The organism is Maritimibacter sp. 55A14 (assembly GCF_003122205.1).
Taxonomy (GTDB): domain Bacteria; phylum Pseudomonadota; class Alphaproteobacteria; order Rhodobacterales; family Rhodobacteraceae; genus QEYE01.
On record NZ_QEYE01000003.1, the window covers coordinates 144,963 to 162,464 of the forward strand.

14 protein-coding genes are annotated in these 17,502 nt (G+C 67.3%); 3 read left to right on the plus strand and 11 right to left on the minus strand.

From position 1 onward, the window contains the following. Window positions 1-118: 118 nt before the first annotated feature. From DDZ14_RS03655 to DDZ14_RS03670, 4 genes are all read right to left on the minus strand, one after another. Window positions 119-1,516 carry a PLP-dependent aminotransferase family protein gene (locus DDZ14_RS03655; RefSeq protein WP_199221277.1) on the minus strand — a complete coding sequence of 466 codons (1,398 nt, stop codon included), beginning with the start codon at window positions 1,514-1,516 and terminating at the stop codon, window positions 119-121. A gap of 88 nt (window positions 1,517-1,604) precedes the next feature. Continuing rightward, complete coding sequence (locus DDZ14_RS03660; protein ID WP_109423581.1) at window positions 1,605-2,150, minus strand: biotin transporter BioY; 546 nt, start codon at window positions 2,148-2,150, stop codon at window positions 1,605-1,607. 49 nt (window positions 2,151-2,199) lie between these two features. Continuing rightward, window positions 2,200-2,802 carry an energy-coupling factor transporter transmembrane protein EcfT gene (locus tag DDZ14_RS03665; RefSeq protein WP_109423582.1) on the minus strand — a complete coding sequence of 201 codons (603 nt, stop codon included), beginning with the start codon at window positions 2,800-2,802 and terminating at the stop codon, window positions 2,200-2,202. Further along, window positions 2,777-3,514 carry an energy-coupling factor ABC transporter ATP-binding protein gene (locus DDZ14_RS03670; protein ID WP_109423583.1) on the minus strand — a complete coding sequence of 246 codons (738 nt, stop codon included), beginning with the start codon at window positions 3,512-3,514 and terminating at the stop codon, window positions 2,777-2,779. The genes DDZ14_RS03665 and DDZ14_RS03670 overlap by 26 nt, the downstream gene beginning before the upstream one ends. Before the next feature lie 164 nt (window positions 3,515-3,678). Between DDZ14_RS03670 and DDZ14_RS03675 the strand changes: the two genes are divergently transcribed. Further along, a complete protein-coding gene (locus DDZ14_RS03675; protein ID WP_109423698.1) occupies window positions 3,679-4,929 on the plus strand; it encodes an FAD-binding oxidoreductase in 1,251 nt (416 codons plus the stop codon). 21 nt (window positions 4,930-4,950) lie between these two features. On the opposite strand, the gene DDZ14_RS03680 is transcribed toward DDZ14_RS03675, so the two are convergent. From DDZ14_RS03680 to DDZ14_RS03695, 4 genes are all read right to left on the minus strand, one after another. After that, complete coding sequence (locus tag DDZ14_RS03680) at window positions 4,951-5,385, minus strand: universal stress protein (protein ID WP_109423584.1); 435 nt, start codon at window positions 5,383-5,385, stop codon at window positions 4,951-4,953. Then, on the minus strand, window positions 5,382-7,991 hold the full coding sequence (locus DDZ14_RS03685) for a TRAP transporter permease (RefSeq protein WP_109423585.1): 2,610 nt from the start codon (window positions 7,989-7,991) through the stop codon (window positions 5,382-5,384). Before DDZ14_RS03685 ends, DDZ14_RS03680 begins: the two co-directional genes overlap by 4 nt. Before the next feature lie 125 nt (window positions 7,992-8,116). Continuing rightward, entirely contained in the window at window positions 8,117-9,085 is a 969-nt protein-coding gene (locus DDZ14_RS03690) for a TAXI family TRAP transporter solute-binding subunit (RefSeq protein WP_109423699.1), read from the minus strand. Window positions 9,086-9,129: 44 nt separating this feature from the next. Next, window positions 9,130-10,002, minus strand: coding sequence for a MurR/RpiR family transcriptional regulator (locus tag DDZ14_RS03695; protein ID WP_109423586.1), 873 nt, complete (start codon window positions 10,000-10,002; stop codon window positions 9,130-9,132). 108 nt (window positions 10,003-10,110) lie between these two features. Between DDZ14_RS03695 and DDZ14_RS03700 the strand changes: the two genes are divergently transcribed. Further along, window positions 10,111-11,436: an aspartate aminotransferase family protein gene (locus DDZ14_RS03700; protein WP_109423587.1), complete on the plus strand. Its 1,326-nt coding sequence runs from the start codon at window positions 10,111-10,113 to the stop codon at window positions 11,434-11,436. A gap of 58 nt (window positions 11,437-11,494) precedes the next feature. Continuing rightward, entirely contained in the window at window positions 11,495-12,181 is a 687-nt protein-coding gene (locus DDZ14_RS03705; protein ID WP_109423588.1) for a GntR family transcriptional regulator, read from the plus strand. Window positions 12,182-12,341: 160 nt separating this feature from the next. On the opposite strand, the gene DDZ14_RS03710 is transcribed toward DDZ14_RS03705, so the two are convergent. Genes DDZ14_RS03710 through DDZ14_RS03720 form a run of 3 tightly spaced genes read right to left on the minus strand, consistent with a single transcriptional unit; the run spans window position 12,342 to window position 17,440 of the window. Next, complete coding sequence (locus tag DDZ14_RS03710; RefSeq protein WP_199221287.1) at window positions 12,342-13,652, minus strand: FAD-binding oxidoreductase; 1,311 nt, start codon at window positions 13,650-13,652, stop codon at window positions 12,342-12,344. After that, window positions 13,649-16,021, minus strand: a complete 2,373-nt coding sequence (locus tag DDZ14_RS03715) for a DUF1989 domain-containing protein (protein ID WP_158275456.1) — start codon at window positions 16,019-16,021, stop codon at window positions 13,649-13,651. Before DDZ14_RS03715 ends, DDZ14_RS03710 begins: the two co-directional genes overlap by 4 nt. A gap of 57 nt (window positions 16,022-16,078) precedes the next feature. Continuing rightward, window positions 16,079-17,440: an NAD(P)/FAD-dependent oxidoreductase gene (locus tag DDZ14_RS03720; RefSeq protein WP_109423591.1), complete on the minus strand. Its 1,362-nt coding sequence runs from the start codon at window positions 17,438-17,440 to the stop codon at window positions 16,079-16,081. Window positions 17,441-17,502 lie beyond the last annotated feature (62 nt).

Consider the following 17,502-nt stretch of genomic DNA (forward strand, 5'->3'; position numbering starts at 1 on the left):
CGAACGGAACGCGGGGCCGGCTAGCGATGGGGCGACTGTGACTCGGGGTCAAAAGCGAGTCAATTTGGATAATTATATCATGACAATTAATGTTTTTCCACCATTCGCGGCTTGATGCTCAGATCGCCATCAGAACCGGCTCCGGCGCGCTGCGCAGAAGGCGCGAGATCACCTCCAGCCCGCGCTCGAGATTTTCGCGCGACTCGCCACCCAGGCAGATTCGCACGCCAGGACGCCGCTCGCCCCCGTCGAGCGCGAAGGTGGTCCCCGGCGCGATCGCGACGCCGTTGATACGCGCGTGTTCCACGAGCACCGCGTCCCGCCAGGGCGGCTCCAGCGGCAGCCAAACATGCATCCCGTTGATGCTGGCGCGGAACGGCAGGCCGTGCAGGATGCGCTCGGCCAGGGCGTTGCGCTCGGCCAGCGCGGCGCGCTGGCGTTGCAGCAGATCGTCCGCCGTTCCGTCATTGATCCAGCGCGCCGCGATCTCGGCCATCAGGGGCGTGGCCATCCAATTGGTCACCAGATGGCGGCTTGCCGCCGCGCTCTCGCGCGTCTCGGGCACCACCAGGAACCCGATGCGCAACCCCGGCAGGATACACTTCGTCAGGCTGGTGAAGTAGAAGCTGCGTTCCCGCGCGAGCGCCGAGACCGGCGCGGGACGGCCTGGCTGCAATGGCCCCCAGGCATCGTTCTCAATGATCGCGATGTCATGGGCGCGTGCGATTTCGGCCAGTTCGCCGCGGCGGCGCGTGCCCATCATGGCCGCTTGAGGATTGAGCCCCGAAGGCATGACATAAAGGGCCTTCACCGGATCGCGGGCGCAGGCGGCGGCGAGGCTTTCGGGCAGAATGCCCTGCTCGTCGGTGGCCAGCCCCGCGACGCGCATGCCCAGATAGCGCGTCAGCGTCTTCAGTGTGTGATGGCTCAACGCCTCGGCCAGGATCAGATCGCCCGGCTGGGCCACGGTCATCAGCGCGACGGTCATCGCGGCGGTGGCTCCGTTGGTCAACAACACGCTCTGCCGTTCCAGCGGCAGACCGCAGCGTTTCAGCCAGCGCTCCGCCGCAGGCTGATAGGCCCTGAGCGCGCTCGACGGCCGGAAGGAGGAGATCGCAGTGGTCGGGAAGTTCTCGCTGAGCGCGGCCAGGACGTCGCGCATCGCATTCAGATGCGCCTGTTCCAGCACCGGCTTCAGGAGCGACAGGTCGATATCGCCGCCGAACTGCCGGTCCGGCGCGAACGGCGTCGCGGCCTCGGCTTGCGGCCGCCGGATGAAGCTGCCGCGCCCGACCTCGCCGTTGACGACGCCGCGCCGGATCAACTCGTCATAAGCGCGGCTGACGGTCTGAACGCTGAGCCCCAGATCGAAGGCCATCTGGCGATGCGTGGGCAACCTGTCGCCGGGCGACAGGAGCCCCGCATTGACCGCTGCCACAACCGCCTCGGCCAGCGAACGGTAGGCGGGCCGGCGCAGCGTCCCGGGCTTTGGCGGCCATATTGTCATGAAATCCATTGATTGCGATTCGCATGACAATTTACAAGTGTTTTCCACTTGGCCATCCTCGCCCGCGCCGCGTTCCGCCGCGCGGACCGGCCCGCCCTCAGCGGCGCGAGAGCAGGCTGTCGGGACGCGCCCGCGCCAGCCCGGCGGTGATCACCCCGGTCAGCCCCGCTTTCACCAGATCGCCGGGAATGAACGGCAGCATCGCCGCGCTCGCGGCCGGCAGGGTCATGCCCGCAACCAGCGCCAGCCCGATGATGCCGGGGATGTAGAGCACCACGATCCCGCCCAGAATGCTGCCCGCGATCGCCGCCCAGAGCACCGGTACGGCGCGCCAGCGCTCCATGATCAGACCGGCGGTGAAGGCAGCCATCGGGAAGCCCACGAGAAAGCCCACCGTCGGTCCCGCGAAGACCCCCAGCCCGCCGCGTCCGCCGGCCAGGAGCGGCAGACCCAGCGCCACCAGCAGCAGGAAGAGCAGCACCGCCAGCGCGCCGCGCCGCGCGCCCAGCACCGTGCCGCAGAGCATCACGCCAAGGCTCTGCGCGGTCACCGGTACGCCGAAAGGCAGCACAAGCTGCGGGATCAGGCCCAGTGCCGCGATCAGCGCGGCGAAAAGGGCAATAAGGGCGACGTTGCGTTCCATGACGTATCTCCATTGCGTCGGTCTCGCGGCGAACCTGCCGCCGGTCTCATCACCTGGGTACGCCGCCGCGCGCGCGCAGGGCTTCGGCCACATGTTCCGCATCATCTATCGCCAGAAGGGTGAAGGGCGCAACAACTCTCCATCCAGGCCGCCCCTTGGCACGGGCGCGCCACGCCTCGGTGAGCGCCCTGCCCTTGATCGCCAGCACCGGGATGAAGCGGATCACCATCGCGATCGCGATCTCCAGCGCCCCGGTGCGCAAGCCCAGCCGCCGGAGCGGCGCGAGCACCCGGCGCAGGACGCCGATCATGTCATCGAGCCGGGTCGTCATCGTCACCAGGTTGGCCAGCCCCACCGCGGCCAGCAGCCGCGCGGCGATGCCCGCCCCCTGAAGCGCGGTTTCGGTGAACCAGTGCCACAGGAAGATCACCACCAAGAATGGAATGAGCGGGCGCAGCGCCCACAGTCCGGCCCGCGCGAAGTCCCGGCCCGGCAGCAGGTAGAGCCCCGCCACCGCCGCCAGCGCGCCAAGCTGAACGCTGAGGCTGCCGGTCAGCACCAGCCCCAGCGTCACCGCGCAAAGGAGCGCCAGTTTCGGCCCCGCGGGCAGCCGATGCCAGGGCGTCTCAATCGGCGAGGTCAGTGCGATCATCGCGCGCCTCCATCGCCTCGGTGAAAGCCGCGAGCACCGTGCCGGCGGGGCCGTCCATCGCCAGCCGGCCGGCCTCCAGCCAGAGCACCCGGTCATAGCGGGTCAGCGCCGCGGGATCGTGGCTTATATGCAGAAGCTGCTGGTCCAGCCCGTCGAGATATCGCCCCAGCGCGCGCGTGGTCGGGATGTCGAGCCCGGCAAAGGGCTCGTCCAGCACGATCAGCCGCGGCTCCATCGCCAGCACCGCCATCAGGCAGACAAGGTGCCGCTGGCCCTGGCTGAGCGTATGCACCGCCCGGTACGCCCAATGTGCCCGCCCGAACCGCTTCAGCATGGCGTGCGCGCCCTGCCGCGCGGCGTCGCGCCCCTGCCCGAGTTGACCGAGGCCAAAGGCCAGTTCCTCCTCCACCGTGGGAAAGATGATCTGGTGGTCGGGGTTCTGGAAGAGGATGCCGACCTGGCGGATCGCCGCGGCGCGGTCGGAGGCGACATCGACGCCGCCCACCCGCACGGTCCCCGCATCAGGCGCGATCAGCCCGCAGACGAGCCGCGCCAGGGTGGACTTGCCGGACCCGTTGCGCCCGACAACGCCGATCCGCCGCTCTGTCAGGTCGAGCGTCAACCCGTCGATCGCCTGGCGCGCGCCCAGCCGGCAGGAGACGCCGGTAAGCCGCGCCCCCGCCCCCGTTTCGCTGATCCCGCCCGCCTGCATTCGCCCGGCTCCGTTCCGGCCCCACTCTGCCCGCCCCTATACGCCGCGCACGCCGCCAAGGCAAAGCCCCGCCGCAAGCCGGGCGCGCGATACGCATAATCGGTTTGACGCCGACTGCGGGCGGGGGGAGAGTGGCGCGGGACGACGCGGCGGGGATATTCGGCATGGCAGGGGACAGACGCAAGGTGGTGGTGATCGGCGCGGGCATCGTCGGCGTCTCGACCGCAATCGAGCTGCACCGCGCGGGCCATGACGTGACGCTGATCGACCGCGGCGCACCCGGCGACGGGACGAGCTATGGCAATGCCGGGTTGCTGGCCTCCTGCGCGATCGTACCGGTGACCGTGCCGGGGGTCGTCGCCAAGGCTCCGAAAATGCTTCTCGGCCGCGATCAGCCGCTCTACCTGCGCTGGTCCTACCTGCCCCGGCTGCTGCCCTGGCTCGCGCGGTATCTGAGCCACGCGACCGGCCCGGAAACCCGCCGCATCGCCGCCGCGCTGATGCCGTTGATCGGCGATAGCCTGGCCGACCATCAGGCACTGGCCGAGGGCACCGGGGCGGAGCGGTATGTCGTGCCCTCGGATTACCTCTATGTCTATCGCAGCCGCGCGGAATACGAGGCCGACGCGCTGACCTGGGACATCCGGCGCGCGCACGGGTTCCGCTGGACCGAGATGGAGCGCGAGGCACTGGCCGCGCATGATCCGGTCTTCGCGCCGCTGCTGGGCTTCGCCGCACGGATCGGCAATCACGGGCGCATCAGCGACCCCGGCGCCTATGTCAAGGCGCTGGCCCGGCATCTGGAGGCACAGGGCGGGCGCGTCCTGAAGGCCGAGGTCAGCAACATTGCCCGCGCTGAGGGCCGCGTGACCGGCGTGCGCGCGGGCGGCGAGACGATCGCCTGCGACACCGCGGTGCTGACCACCGGCGCCTGGTCGGGGCCGCTGGCGCGCGCGTTGGGGCTGCGCATCCCGCTGGAGACCGAGCGCGGCTATCACATCGAGCTGTGGGAGCCCTCGGCCATGCCGCGCGCGCCCTCGATGATCGCGGCGGGCAAGTTCGTGGCCACGCCGATGGAGGGCCGCCTGAGGCTGGCAGGAGTGGTGGAGTTCGGCGGGCTGGAGGCCGGTCCGTCCCGCGCGCCCTTCGAGATGCTGCGCCGCAGCCTGCAGGCGGCGATGCCCGGCATCACCTGGGCGGAGTGCACCGAATGGATGGGCCACCGCCCGGCCACGACGGATTCGCTGCCCGTCATCGGCCCGGCCCCCGGCGTCGCTGGGGCATGGGTCGGCTTCGGGCACCAGCATGTGGGGCTGACCGGCGGGCCGAAAACCGGACGCCTGCTGGCCCAGATGATTTCCGGGCAGAGCCCCAATATCGACATGGTCCCCTATGCGGCCGACCGGTTCGGCTGATCTCGCGAGGTTGCGGCGCGGTCAGACCCGCACGACATGCACCGAGCAATCCGCGTGGCGCACCACGCGCGCGGCGTTGGGGCCCAGCAGGTAATCCTTGAAATCCGGCTTGTGCGCGCCGATCACGATCAAATCGGTCCCGGCCTGCGCCGCGGTCTGGAGTATCTGCTCATAGGCGTTCCCGGTCGCCACGACATGACGTATCTCCTTGTTGGCCTCCGCGCCCAAGGCCTTTTCAACGAGCGTTTTGAGCGCCTTGCGCGCCGCACCCACCGCCGCGTCGTGATGGCCTTCCTCGAAGAAGCCGCCGACCATGCTCATCCCGAAATCGGGGACCACGGTGATGACATCAAGGCGCGCGCCATCGAGCGCAGCCAATCGTGCGGCGGTTTTCAGAACTTCGATATCCACCTTGGGCTGGCTGACGTCGACGGCACACAGGACAGAGGTGCTCATGCCGGTACTCCTTCTCGGCTCATGCGGGCGCGCTGCAGGAACGCGATCAGCCCCAGCAGCAGCAGGGCGGGAATGAACATCAGCTCCTGCGGCATCTGGTCGGCGGCCGCACGCGCCGCGACGACCTGCACCGGCTTATCGCCGTAGAAGTCGAAGCCGCTCATCGTGTCGAAGAAGGGTGTGCCGGGGAACGGCTCCTCCAGCTTCACGACGCCATCCTCCTCCAGCAGGGCCAGCCCCTGCGCGTCGAGCAGTTCCGCACCCGGCGTGCCCGCCTCGGCGGTCACGACCAGCGTCGTCTCCTTCACCTCCCCGGTGATGAAATCGGGCCCCCTGACGACGATGCGCATGTTCTCACCCGCCGGCACCGCGTCCAGAGCCTGCGCAAGCCCGGCCGGCTCCACCTCGGTGAAGGGCGGCTGGATACGGTCCATGAGATAATCCGGCCGGAAGAGCGCGAAGGCCACCAGCACCAGCGCCAGGCTCTCGTAAATGCGGTTCTTGGTCAGGAACCAGCCCATCGTGCCGGCCGTGAAGACCAGGATCGCCACCGTCGCCACCACGAATGTCACCACCCCCTGCACCACCGTCACGTCAATGAGCAGCAGGTTGGTGTTGAAGATGAAGACGAAGGGCAGCGCCACGGTCCGCAAACTGTAGAAGAAGGCGATGAAGCCGGTCCGGATCGCATCGCCGCCCGAGACCGCGGCGGCGGCGAAACTGGCCAGACCCACCGGCGGCGTCACGTCCGCCATGATGCCGAAATAGAAGACGAAGAGGTGGACCGCAATCAGCGGCACGATCAGCCCCGACTGCGCGCCCAGTTCCACCACCACACCCGCCATCAGCGAGGAGACGACGATGTAATTCGCCGTGGTCGGAAGGCCCATGCCCAGCACGAGCGACAGCAGCCCCACGAAGATCAGCATCAGGATCAGGTTGCCGCCCGAGATGAATTCCACCAGATCGGCCATGACCTGTCCGATGCCGGTCAGCGTAACGGTGCCCACGATCACGCCCGCCGTGGCGGTGGCCAGGCCGATCCCGATCATGTTGCGCGCCCCGTCGATCAATCCCGAGACCAAGTCCAGAACCCCGTCGCGGAACGCGTTGGCGGTGTGGCTCCCGCCCCGGAAGATCGCCTTGAGCGGACGCTGGGTGAGCAAGATCACGAAGAGCAGCGCCGTGGCCCAGAAGGCCGACAGGCCGGGCGATTTCTGTTCGATCATCAGGAAATAGACCAGCACGATGATCGGCAGCAGGTAATAGAGCCCGGCCTTGTAGATCTCGCCCACCACCGGAAGCTTCACGTCCTCGGCATTGGGATCGTCGGGCTCCAGGTCGTCGGTCTGCGCAGCCAGCCAGAGCAGCGCGAGATAGGCCAGGAAAATGAGCGCCGAGAGCACCCAGCCGGCGCCATCGGGCACCGCGGCGGTGATCCAGCCCACCGGGTATTTCACCCCGTAGCAGAGCGCCGCGAAACCCGCGAAGAAAACGGCCATGCCGCCAATGGTGCGCCCCAGCGACACGACCCGGTCGCCCAGCGTGGGCATGTTGCGCTTCACCGCCTCCAGATGGACGATATAGACCAGCGCGATATAGGAGACCGCCGCGGGCAGGAAGGCGTGGGTAATCACCTCCAGATAGGAGATGCCGACATATTCCACCATCAGGAAGGCCGCGGCCCCCATCACCGGCGGCATGATCTGACCGTTGACCGATGAGGCCACCTCGACCGCACCCGCCTGTTCGGAGGTGAAGCCGACCCGCTTCATCAGCGGGATGGTGAAGGTGCCGGTGGTGACCACGTTGGCGATGGAGGAACCCGAGATCAGCCCGGTCGCGGCAGACCCCACGACCGCGGCCTTGGCCGGCCCGCCGCGCAGGTGGCCCAGTGCCCCGAAGGCCATCTTGATGAAGTAATTGCCGGCGCCCGCCTTATCCAGAAGTGCGCCGAAGAGCACGAAGAGGAAGACAAATTTCGTCGACACGCCCAGCGCGATGCCGAAGACGCCCTCCGACGTGGTCCACATGTGGCTCATCGCCTTTTGCAGCGAAGCGCCTTTCCAGCGGATCACCTCGGGCACCATGTCGGAGGCGCCGAAGAAGACGTAGAGCAGAAAGATCGTCGCGATGATCGCCATCGCGGGTCCGAGCGCGCGGCGCGCGCCCTCGAAGAGCAGCACCAACCCGGCCAGGGCGAACCATTTGTCGGTGTCGTCCGCCAGGCCACCGGACTGCACCAGCTTGTCGTAGAAGATGTACCCGTAGAGCGCGATTGTAGCCCCGGCGGCGGCCATCACCCAGTCCTGCGCCGGGATACGGTCGCGCGGGCTGGTTCTCAGCGCCGGATAGGCCATGAAGGCCAGGAAGATCGCGAAGGCCAGATGGATCTGGCGGGAGTTGTTGATGAGATCGCCGGGCAGCACCACATTGGAGACGGGCGATGCGAGCAGCACCTGAAAAAGCGACCAGATCAGCGCCAGCACGCCCAGGAACATGCCCACCGGTCCGACCGGGTTGCGCGCGCCCGCATCCGAGGAAGAGACGAGTTCCTGAAGCTCCTCCTCGCTGAGTTGGCGACCCTTTTGCTGGTTCCCGGCCATGGCACACTCTCCCTGCGGGCCGCCTTGCGCGGCTTGATTTTCGTTGTCGGTTCGCCCCTCCGGGCGGCGGAGGGGGCGGCGAACCGCCCCCGACCCTTCGTTCTCGCGCGCTCAGGGCGCCGGGATCACTCGATCCAGCCCTGCTCGCGGTAATACTTCACCGCGCCCGGATGCAGCGGGGCCGACAGGCCCGCCGTGGCCATCTCCTTGGGCTCGAGATGGGCGAAGGCCGGGTGCAGCTTCTTGAAGTCATCGAAATTGTCGAAGACCGAGCTGACCACCGCATAAACGGCGTCCTCGGAGACCGCCGTGGAGGTCACGAAAGTCGCGCCCACGCCGAATGTCTGCGTATCTTCGTCGGTGCCGCGATACATCCCACCCGGAATTGTGGCCGAGCGGTAGAAGGAGTTCTGCTCGATCAGCGCCTCGACGGCCGGGCCATCGACATCCACCAGCACCGAGTCGCAGGCCGTGGTGGCTTCCTGGATCGAGCCCGACGGGTGGCCCACCGTGTAGACCATCGCGTCGATCTGGTTGTCGCAGAGCGCCGCCGACTGCTCGGCCGCCTTCAGCTCGGTCGCGAGACCCAGATCGGCCGTCGTCCAGCCCTTGGCCTCCATCAGCACTTCCATCGTGCCGCGCTGGCCCGATCCGGGGTTGCCGATATTGACGCGCTTGCCCTTGAGGTCATCGAAATTCTCGACGCCCGCATCGGCGCGGGCGACCACCGTGAACGGCTCGGGATGCACCGAGAAGACGGCGCGCAGTTCCTCGAACGGCCCCTGCTCCTCGAAGCGCGAGGTGCCGCGATAGGCGTGATACTGCCAGTCGGATTGCGCCACGCCGAATTCCAGCTCCCCGGCGCGGATCGTGTTGATGTTGTAGACTGACCCGCCGGTCGATTCGACCGAGCAACGGATGCCGTGTTCCTTGCGGCCCTTGTTGACTAGGCGGCAGATCGCGCCCCCGGTCGGGTAATAGACACCGGTGACGCCGCCGGTGCCGATGGTGATGAACTCCTCGGCATAAGCCGCCGGGGCCATGACCGCCCCGATCGCGGCGGCCGCTACGCTCAGCTTGAATTTCGCAAACATCATTTACTCCCTTTTTGGTTGCTAGTCAGGTTGTTGCGGGTCCATCAGCCATCCCAGACCTCTTCCAGGCGCCTGTTGTTCTCTTCCACCATGCGGATGCGGGCGCGGGCCGCCGTCCCCAGGCGTGCCGCCAGCATCCCGATGATCGTTTCCGCCAGCACCAGCGTCGCCGCGTAGGACGAGAAAAACTGCGGGCTGTCGGTGGGAAGGATGAAGCGCGTGGCGGCGTGTTGCAAGGCCGGGCAGGCATGGCTGTCGGTGATCACGATGACATAGGCGCCCCGCGCCGCACCCAGCCGGGCGGCATGGATGGCGCGCCGCGCGAAGGGCGGCTTGGTCACAACGATCAGGGCGTCACGCGCCTCGATCTCGGCCAGGCCACTGCCCAGCGAGGCGCCCATGCGCCCGGCGAGATACCAGTTGTCGGTGACGTAATTGGCCATGTAGGAGAGGTATTCCACCAGCCCGGTGGACCCCAGTGCGCCGACCAGCAGCACCTTGCGCGCCGCGTGCAGCCGGTCCACAGCCTCCGACAGGCGGGCCGGGTCGATACGCGCCATCATGGTTTCGATATTTGCACTGCACGCCCCGGCCTGGCGCGCAAGGAAAGGCGGCTGGTTGTTGGAATTGGCCTCGGCCTGGAGCCGCTCGACCTTTTCCGAGAAGCTGCTGAATTGCCGCCCGATCGAGTCGCGCGACTGTTCGCGCAAGCCCTCGTAGGACTCGAAGCCCAGCGCCCGCGCGAGGCGCGAGAAGGTCGCCGGCGCCAACCCGCTGGCGGTGGAAACCGAGCGCAGGCTGCGGGTGGCCACGTCAACCTGGTTGGCGGCCACGAAATCCGCCGCCTCGCGCAGTTTCGCGCTCAGCCCGGCATATTCCCTGGCGAGGACCGCTTCCAGCGTCTCGTGTTCGGCCATGTCTGCCCCCTGATGACCCGGCCAAGGTTCCATCCGTTTCAGTTTCAGTCAAGTCTTGAGACATTTGTATCAGTCTGCTTAGCTGCCTGCGCAGATTGGGGAATCACCATGTCACATGTCTTCGGGCGCCACACCAAGGTGCAGCCCCCGCAGGTCGCCAGCGGGGCGGGCGTTTACCTCTATGATACTGACGGAAAACAATATTTCGACGGCTCGGGCGGCGCGGCCGTGTCCTGCCTGGGGCATGGCGACCCGGATGTGATCGCCGCGGTCAAGGCGCAACTCGACGCGATCGCCTTCGCCCATACCGGCTTCTTCACCTCCGCGCCGGCCGAATCGCTGGCCGACAAGCTGATCGAACACGCCCCACCGGGGATCGAGAGGGTCTATCTCGTCTCCGGCGGGTCGGAGGCGATGGAGGCGGCGCTGAAACTCGCCCGCCAGTACTATCTGGAGATCGGCCAGCCGGACCGGCACCGGGTCATCGCGCGGCGGCAGAGCTATCACGGCAACACGCTGGGCGCGCTGGCCACCGGCGGCAACATGTGGCGGCGGGAGCCCTTCGCGCCGCTGATGGTGGAGACCTCTCATATCGCGCCCTGCTACGCCTATCGTGAGCAGGCGTCCGGCGAAAATGCCAAAGCCTATGGCCGCCGCGCCGCCGATGAACTGGAGGCCGAGATTGCGCGGCTGGGTTCCCAAAACGTCATGGCCTTCGTCGCCGAACCGGTGGTCGGCGCCACGGCAGGCGCGGTGCCCCCCGCGCCGGGCTATTTCAAGCGCATCCGCGAGATCTGCGACCGCCACGGCGTGTTGCTGATCCTCGACGAGGTGATGTGCGGGATGGGGCGCACCGGCACGCTCTTCGCCTGCGAACAGGACGGCGTGACGCCCGACATCACCGCCATCGCCAAGGGGCTCGGCGCGGGCTACCAGCCGATCGGCGCGATGCTCTGTTCCGGCGCCATCTACGGCGCGATCGAGGCCGGGTCCGGCTTCTTCCATCACGGTCACACCTATATGGGCCATCCCACCGCCTGCGCCGCGGGGCTGGCGGTAATGGAGAAGCTGACCGACGGCGGACTGGCCGCACGCGCCGGCGTGATGGGCGAGCGGCTCCGGACCGCGCTGGAAGACGCCTTCAGCCAACACCCCCATGTGGGCGACATCCGCGGTCGCGGGCTCTTCCGCGGGATCGAGTTCGTGGAGGACCGCGAGACCAAGCGCCCCTTCGCCCCGGCGCGCGGCATCGCGCGGGACGTCAAGCGCATCGCCTTCGAGGAGGGCCTGGTCTGCTACCCGATGTCGGGCACCATCGACGGGGTGCAGGGCGACCATCTGCTGCTGGCGCCGCCCTTCATTATCGAGGATGCGCATATCGACGAGATCATCGGAAAGCTCGGCCGCACTTTCGAGCGTGTTTTCAATCGCTAGGGCTTTGCCCGGCCCCGGCTCTCTGCAATACTCCGTGGACTCCGATGAAGGGCCACAGATGCCGAGCAATGCCAAGGAACGCCTCTACGAGGATCTCAAACGCCGCGTCGTCACGCTGGAACTGGAACCGGGCCTGCCGCTCGACGAAACGTCTCTGAGCCGGGAATACGGCGTCTCGCGCACCCCCCTGCGCGAGGTGTTCCGCCGTCTCGCCGGGGAAGGGTATCTGGAGATCCGCAGCAATCGCGGCGCCATCGTGGCGCCGATGGACCACCGGCACCTGCGCGCCTTCTTCACGGCCGCGCCGATGATCTACGCCGCCGTCGCGCGGCTCGCCGCCCAGAATGCCCAGCCCGCGCAGATCGCGGAGTTGCGCAGCACCCAGGCCAAGTTCCGCAAGGCCGTCGCGGCGGGCAATGTGGAAGGGATGATCACCTGGAACGACAGGTTTCACTGGATCATCGGGCAGATGTCGGCCAACCCCTATCTGCTGCCCAGCCTTCAACGTCTGCTGATCGACCACGCCCGGATCGGCCAGACCTTCTGGCGCGCCGGCCCGTCCGACTTGGGAAACAATATCGCCACGGCTGCCGATCACCACGACCGCTTCATCGCTTTGATCGAGGCCGGCGACGCCGAAGGCGTGGTGAAGCTGACGCTCGAACACTGGGCGCTCTCGCGCGAGCATATCGAAATGTTCGTGCATCCCGATCCGCTGCCGCTGGACGTGATCGGAACCGACTGACCGCGGCAACGCTCCGGAAGAGGCGGGCTCTCCAATTCGTCTCTTGCCACCGCCCTGCCCTGCCGGATCGCCGCGAAGCCGGCCAGCCGGTCCTGCCGGGCGAATCCGCACGCGCGCCGTGGTGCGCTACGCGAATACTGCCGATGGAGTGGGCATGCGCTCAGCGGCCGGCGCGGGTCTCCGCCGCATCGACCGCGAACCGATACCACAGATCGGCGGCCTTCAGGAAATGCGGCCGGGCGAACGGGTGCAGGACATGCCGGCGCAGCGCCGTGGCGGCATAGGCCGTCTCGCCCCGCGGATCGCCCAGCGCACGCCAGGCGGCCTTGGCCCCCAGCCAGGGCGCCATCACGGTTCCCGAGCCCGAAAAACCCATCGCGTAATGCAGCCCCGCGTGTTCGCCAACCCTGGGCATGTGCGAGAAGCTGAAGCCGGTATTGCCCCACCAGGCATGGGTGACGCGCACCTCCGCCAGTTCCGGCCAGATGCCGGTCATGGTCGCGTGCAGCCGCCGCGCGGCGGTCCGCATGTCCACCTCCCGCATCGAGGCCCGCCCGCCGAAGAGGATGCGCGTGCCGTCCGGGGAGACGCGGAAATAGGAATGCCGCGCGCGGGTCTCCACCATCATGCGGCGACCGGGCGCCAGATGGCCGATCAGGTTCTCCGGCAAGGGCTCCGTGGCGATCAGGTAGCTGGGCAGCGGAAAGACGCGAGCGACATGCCAGCGAAAGAGCGGCGTCGTGTAGCCGTTGGTGGCGAGGATCACCTTTTCCGCGCGGATCGGACCCTTGGCGGTCTGCGCCGTGAAGCCGCCCCCCTGCCGGTCCAGGCTCGTGACCTCGGCACCGCCCAGAACCGGCACCCCGCGCCGCAGAACGGCGGCGAGCAGCCCGTCATGGTATTTGCGCGGATGGAGCGCGCCGTGTTCGGGAAAGAGGATGCCGCCGAAATAGCGCCCCGTCCCGATCTCGCGCGCCAGCGCCGCGCGGTCCAGGATCTCGGCCTTCACGTCGCTCTTGGCCCGGACATGGGCGGCCAGCCGCTGCTGTGCCTCGAAATGGACGCGCGTCCAGGCAAGTTGCACCCGGCCGGTTTGCCGGAAGTCGCAGTCGATGCCCTCGCGCGCGATCAGGTCGCGCACGAAGTCGAGCGCCGGCGTGGCCTCGGCGAAGAGCGCATCGGCGACCTCGCCGCCGAAGCTTTTCGCCAGCGCATCCCATCCCAGCCGCGGATGCGCGCCCACCATGCCGCCATTGCGCGTCGAGGCCCCCCGGCCCGGCGCTTCGGCATCGACCACGCAGACCGACGCGCCGCAATCATGTGCCGCGATCGCAGCCGAGAGCCCTGTATAGCCCGCACCGATCACCAGAATATCCGCGCGCTCGGGCAGGTCCGTGGTCAGCGCAGGGGTCTCCGCACCCTCCCACCAATAGGGGGTGCCGGGTGCTGCGCCCTCGGCCCAGAGGCTCACGCGTAATTGCCCTTCACCCGTTCCTTGCCGGGATCGAAATGCGGGAAGGTCGTGACGGTGGCCCTCAGGCGCTTCTGCTGCCCGTCGAGTTGGCCCACCTCCACCGCGGTGCCTGGTTCGGCATGGGTGACATCGAGCCGGGCCAGCGCGATGGTCCGCCCCAGGATCGGCGATTTGACCGCGCTGGTGATCTCGCCCACCTGCGCCTTGCCGATCCGGATGCAGTCGCCGGTGCCCGGCACGATCCCGCCTTCGATGTCGAGCCCGACGAGCTTTCGGCGCGGATGGGCCTTGCGGTCCTCCAGCGCGGCGCGGCCGATGAAGTCGTCGTTCTTGGATTTCAGCGGCACCGCGAAGCCGATCCCGGCCTCGAAGGGATCGGTCTGGTCGCAGAACTCCATGCCGGCGAAGATCAGCCCGGCCTCGATGCGCAGCATGTCGAGCGCCGCAAGCCCCAGCGGCACCATGCCCTCCGGCGCGCCGACTTTCCATATCGCGTCGAAAATCTCCGGCGCGTCCTTGGGGTGGCAGAAGACCTCGTAGCCCAGTTCGCCGGAATAGCCGGTCCGGCTGATCACCACGGCGGTGCCGGCGAAATCGCCCAGCCGGGCGATGGTAAAGCGGAACCATTCGAGCTCCTCCACCGTGGCCTGTGTGGGCGGGGTCCAGAAAAGCTCGGCCAGGATCTCGCGCGACAGCGGCCCCTGAACGGCAATGTTGTGCAACTGGTCGGTCGAGGCGCGCACCCAGGCGTTCAGCCCGCGCTTCTCGGCCTGCTCGCGCAGCCACAGCCCCGACGTGTCGTTGCCGCCGATCCAGCGGAAATTCGTCTCCCCCAGCCGGAACACGGTGCCGTCGTCGATCATCCCGCCATGCTCGTAGCACATCGCGGTATAGACCACCTGCCCGACGGAAAGTTTCTTCATGTTGCGCGTCACGCAGAGCTGCATGAGCTCTTCGGCGTCGGGGCCGGTGACCTCGTATTTGCGCAACGGACTCAGGTCCATGACTGCGGCCTTTTCCCGGCAGGCCCAGTATTCGGCGATCGCGCCGTGATTGGTCATCGTGTTGGGCAGCCAATAGCCGTTGTACTCGACGAAATCCCGTGTGTGACGGGCAAAACAATCATGGAATCCGGTTTTCCTGGTGTCTTCCACATCGGCCTCCGCTGATTTCCGGTAGCCGACCGAGCGGCTGAACTCCTCGCCCGCGCCATAGGTGCGGACCTGAATGTCGGTGGGGTTCCAGCCGTTGGCCGGGTCCACGTCGCAGGGACAGGCGGTGCTGACGCAGACCAGATCGGAGAGCGCGCGCAGCAGCACATAGTCGCCGGGCCGCGACCAGGGATCGTCCATGCCGAGCGCGTTGGCGTCGTCGAGCATGGTGTTGAAGAAGAAGTTGATCGCCGGCCAGCCAGCGCGCGGGCGCACGTCGTAGCGTGCCAGGTCGGCATTGATGTTGGCGGAACAGTTCACATGGCCGGGATAGCCCAGATCCTCGTAATACCGCGCCGTGCAGGCAAGCCCGAACGTGTCGTGCCGCCCGCATGTGTCCTGCACGATCTCCACCAGCGGTTCCTGGTCCACGGTCCAGTATTTCGAGAAGATGCCCGGCTGAGGATAAAGCGACCCCATGAGCGAGCGCGTGGTCGTCGGGTCGATCTCGCGTTCCAATCCGCGGTCGAGCGCGCGCAGGCTGAACGCCTGGAAATCGGAGCATTCGCGGCCCTGCACGTCGAGGATCTGGATGTACTGACCCTTCTTGACCTCATAGGATTGCGCGTTTCCCGGCTGGATGTTGATGTCCAGCAGCGTCCGGGCGAGCGGATCGGGCGGCAGGAGCCTGCCCTTGCCTTGCCCCGGATCGGCGCGTCGGATGTAAAGGATCAGCTCGGTCGGCGCGTTCTGCGCATCGGGCGCCATGGGGCCGCCGGGCGCCGCCGCGATCAGCAGGCCGTCGCGCGTGGCGGTGAACGTCACCATGTCGCCGGGGCGCGAGCCGTCGGCGAAGACGCGCACAGCCTCGGCGCGGGTCAGATCGAAACCCGCGGCCTCCAGCGCGCGGCGGACCTTGCGCGCCGAGGGATTGCCGGCCGACAGCACCGCCATCACGCCTTCGGGCCGGCCCGCCGATGTGCCGTCGATCATCGCCGCCGAGGAGCTGCCGTCGGGCGCGAAGAAGACCAGCTCGCCGGGCTGAAGCCCCTCGCGGTTCAGCAACGAAATTTCGTCGCCCGCCGAGATCTGCACAGCGCGCGAGCCGCCGCCCGGCACCGGGTGGCGTTCGGTCCCGTGGGGCAGGATCGGCAGGCCCGGGGTCAGAACCCCGTGTCGTTCATAGGGTGTTTCGAAAACGGGTTTTACGGTCATGAGGGTATCTCCCTCCATCGGGGGTCCGGCCGGGACCGTCCCGGCCGGAACGCGGTGTCAGGCGTCCTGCGTCTCCTTCTCGGTTTGCAGGTAGGCCTCGAGGCTGTCGTCGAGCGCATCGACCCAGGGCGTGTGGTGCGCCGGCGCCTTCTTGCCGGTCATCGGCGAAACATAGCCGTGGTCGCGGAACTCCATTATGTTCTGTTTCTTGTGCTTCTTCCACTCGAAGAATGCCTGGTTCGCGGCTTCCACGTCAAAACTCGGATAGTCGGTCTCGTCGATCAGCTCCTGCACATAGGCGCCCTGGTAGCGAATGCAGGCATAGTCGTCCTCCAGCGCGTCCTCGGCGGCCTCGCGAGCCTTCGGGTCGGCCTTCATGGTCTCCTCGTCGGGCAGTTCCAGCCGCCCCATGATACAGTCGCGCACCCACCAGGCCTGGGCGTCGAACATGTTGAAGGTAAACCACTGGTCCTGCATCCCCAGATAGAAGAGCTTGGGATTGTGGACCCAGACGACGCCCTTGTAGAGATCCGCCGCCGCCAGCCGGTTCGCGGTCTTGAGCCGCAGGTCGTCGGGCAGGAACGGGAAGTGGTGCTTGTAGCCGGTGCACAGGATGATCGCGTCCACCTCCTTGGACGTGCCATCCTTGAAATGGGCGGTCCTGCCATCGACCTTCACCAGCGCGGGAACCTCCTGCCAGTTGTCAGGCCATTTGAAGCCCATCGGCGCGGTCCGGTGCGCGACCGTCACCGACTTGCAACCGTATTTCCAGCACTGCGAACCGATATCCTCGGCCGAATAGGATGTGCCCAGGATGAGGATCTCCTTGCCGATGAATTCGCGCGCGTCGCGGAAATCATGGGCGTGCAGGATGCGGCCGTTGAAGCTCTCGAAGCCCGGATAATAGGGCACGTTGGGCGTCGAGAAATGCCCTGACGCGACGATCACATGGTCGAACTCTTCCACGGTCTCGGTGTCGGTCCTGGTGTTGCGTGCCGTCACGGTGAACTTGCCCGTGCCCTCGTCGTAGTGCACGTCGCGCACCATCGTGTTGAACTGGATCCAGTCGCGCACATCGGCCTTCTTCACACGGCCCTCGATATAGTCGAAGAGCACGGCGCGCGGCGGATAGCTCGCGATTTCTCGCTCGAAATGTTCGTCGAAGGTGTAATCTGCGAATTCCAGCCCCTCCTTGGGGCCGTTCGACCACAGATAGCGGTACATCGAGCCGTGGCAGGGATATCCCGCCTCGTCCACCCCGGTGCGCCAGGTGTAGTTCCACAGCCCGCCCCAGTTCTCCTGCGCCTCGTAGCAGACGATCTCGGGGATCTCGGCGCCTTTCTGCCGGGCGGACTGGAAGGCGCGAAGCTGCGCCAGCCCGGATGGGCCTGCGCCGATGATGCATACCCGTTTGGTCATGTCTGAACTCCCTTTGTTGGTCCCTGATTTCATGTCGTCTCGTTCGCGCGGCGTTGCGGGGT

Bases quoted from the DNA above. Each gene is read 5' to 3' on its own strand.
- DDZ14_RS03720 (WP_109423591.1), bottom strand. From the start codon at position 17,440: ATGACCAAACGGGTATGCATCATCGGCGCAGGCCCATCCGGGCTGGCG.
- DDZ14_RS03655 (WP_199221277.1), bottom strand. From the start codon at position 1,516: ATGGATTTCATGACAATATGGCCGCCAAAGCCCGGGACGCTGCGCCGG.
- DDZ14_RS03675 (WP_109423698.1), top strand. From the start codon at position 3,679: ATGGCAGGGGACAGACGCAAGGTGGTGGTGATCGGCGCGGGCATCGTC.
- DDZ14_RS03670 (WP_109423583.1), bottom strand. From the start codon at position 3,514: ATGCAGGCGGGCGGGATCAGCGAAACGGGGGCGGGGGCGCGGCTTACC.
- DDZ14_RS03665 (WP_109423582.1), bottom strand. From the start codon at position 2,802: ATGATCGCACTGACCTCGCCGATTGAGACGCCCTGGCATCGGCTGCCC.
- DDZ14_RS03700 (WP_109423587.1), top strand. From the start codon at position 10,111: ATGTCACATGTCTTCGGGCGCCACACCAAGGTGCAGCCCCCGCAGGTC.
- DDZ14_RS03680 (WP_109423584.1), bottom strand. From the start codon at position 5,385: ATGAGCACCTCTGTCCTGTGTGCCGTCGACGTCAGCCAGCCCAAGGTG.
- DDZ14_RS03715 (WP_158275456.1), bottom strand. From the start codon at position 16,021: ATGACCGTAAAACCCGTTTTCGAAACACCCTATGAACGACACGGGGTT.
- DDZ14_RS03705 (WP_109423588.1), top strand. From the start codon at position 11,495: ATGCCGAGCAATGCCAAGGAACGCCTCTACGAGGATCTCAAACGCCGC.
- DDZ14_RS03695 (WP_109423586.1), bottom strand. From the start codon at position 10,002: ATGGCCGAACACGAGACGCTGGAAGCGGTCCTCGCCAGGGAATATGCC.
- DDZ14_RS03690 (WP_109423699.1), bottom strand. From the start codon at position 9,085: ATGTTTGCGAAATTCAAGCTGAGCGTAGCGGCCGCCGCGATCGGGGCG.
- DDZ14_RS03660 (WP_109423581.1), bottom strand. From the start codon at position 2,150: ATGGAACGCAACGTCGCCCTTATTGCCCTTTTCGCCGCGCTGATCGCG.
- DDZ14_RS03685 (WP_109423585.1), bottom strand. From the start codon at position 7,991: ATGGCCGGGAACCAGCAAAAGGGTCGCCAACTCAGCGAGGAGGAGCTT.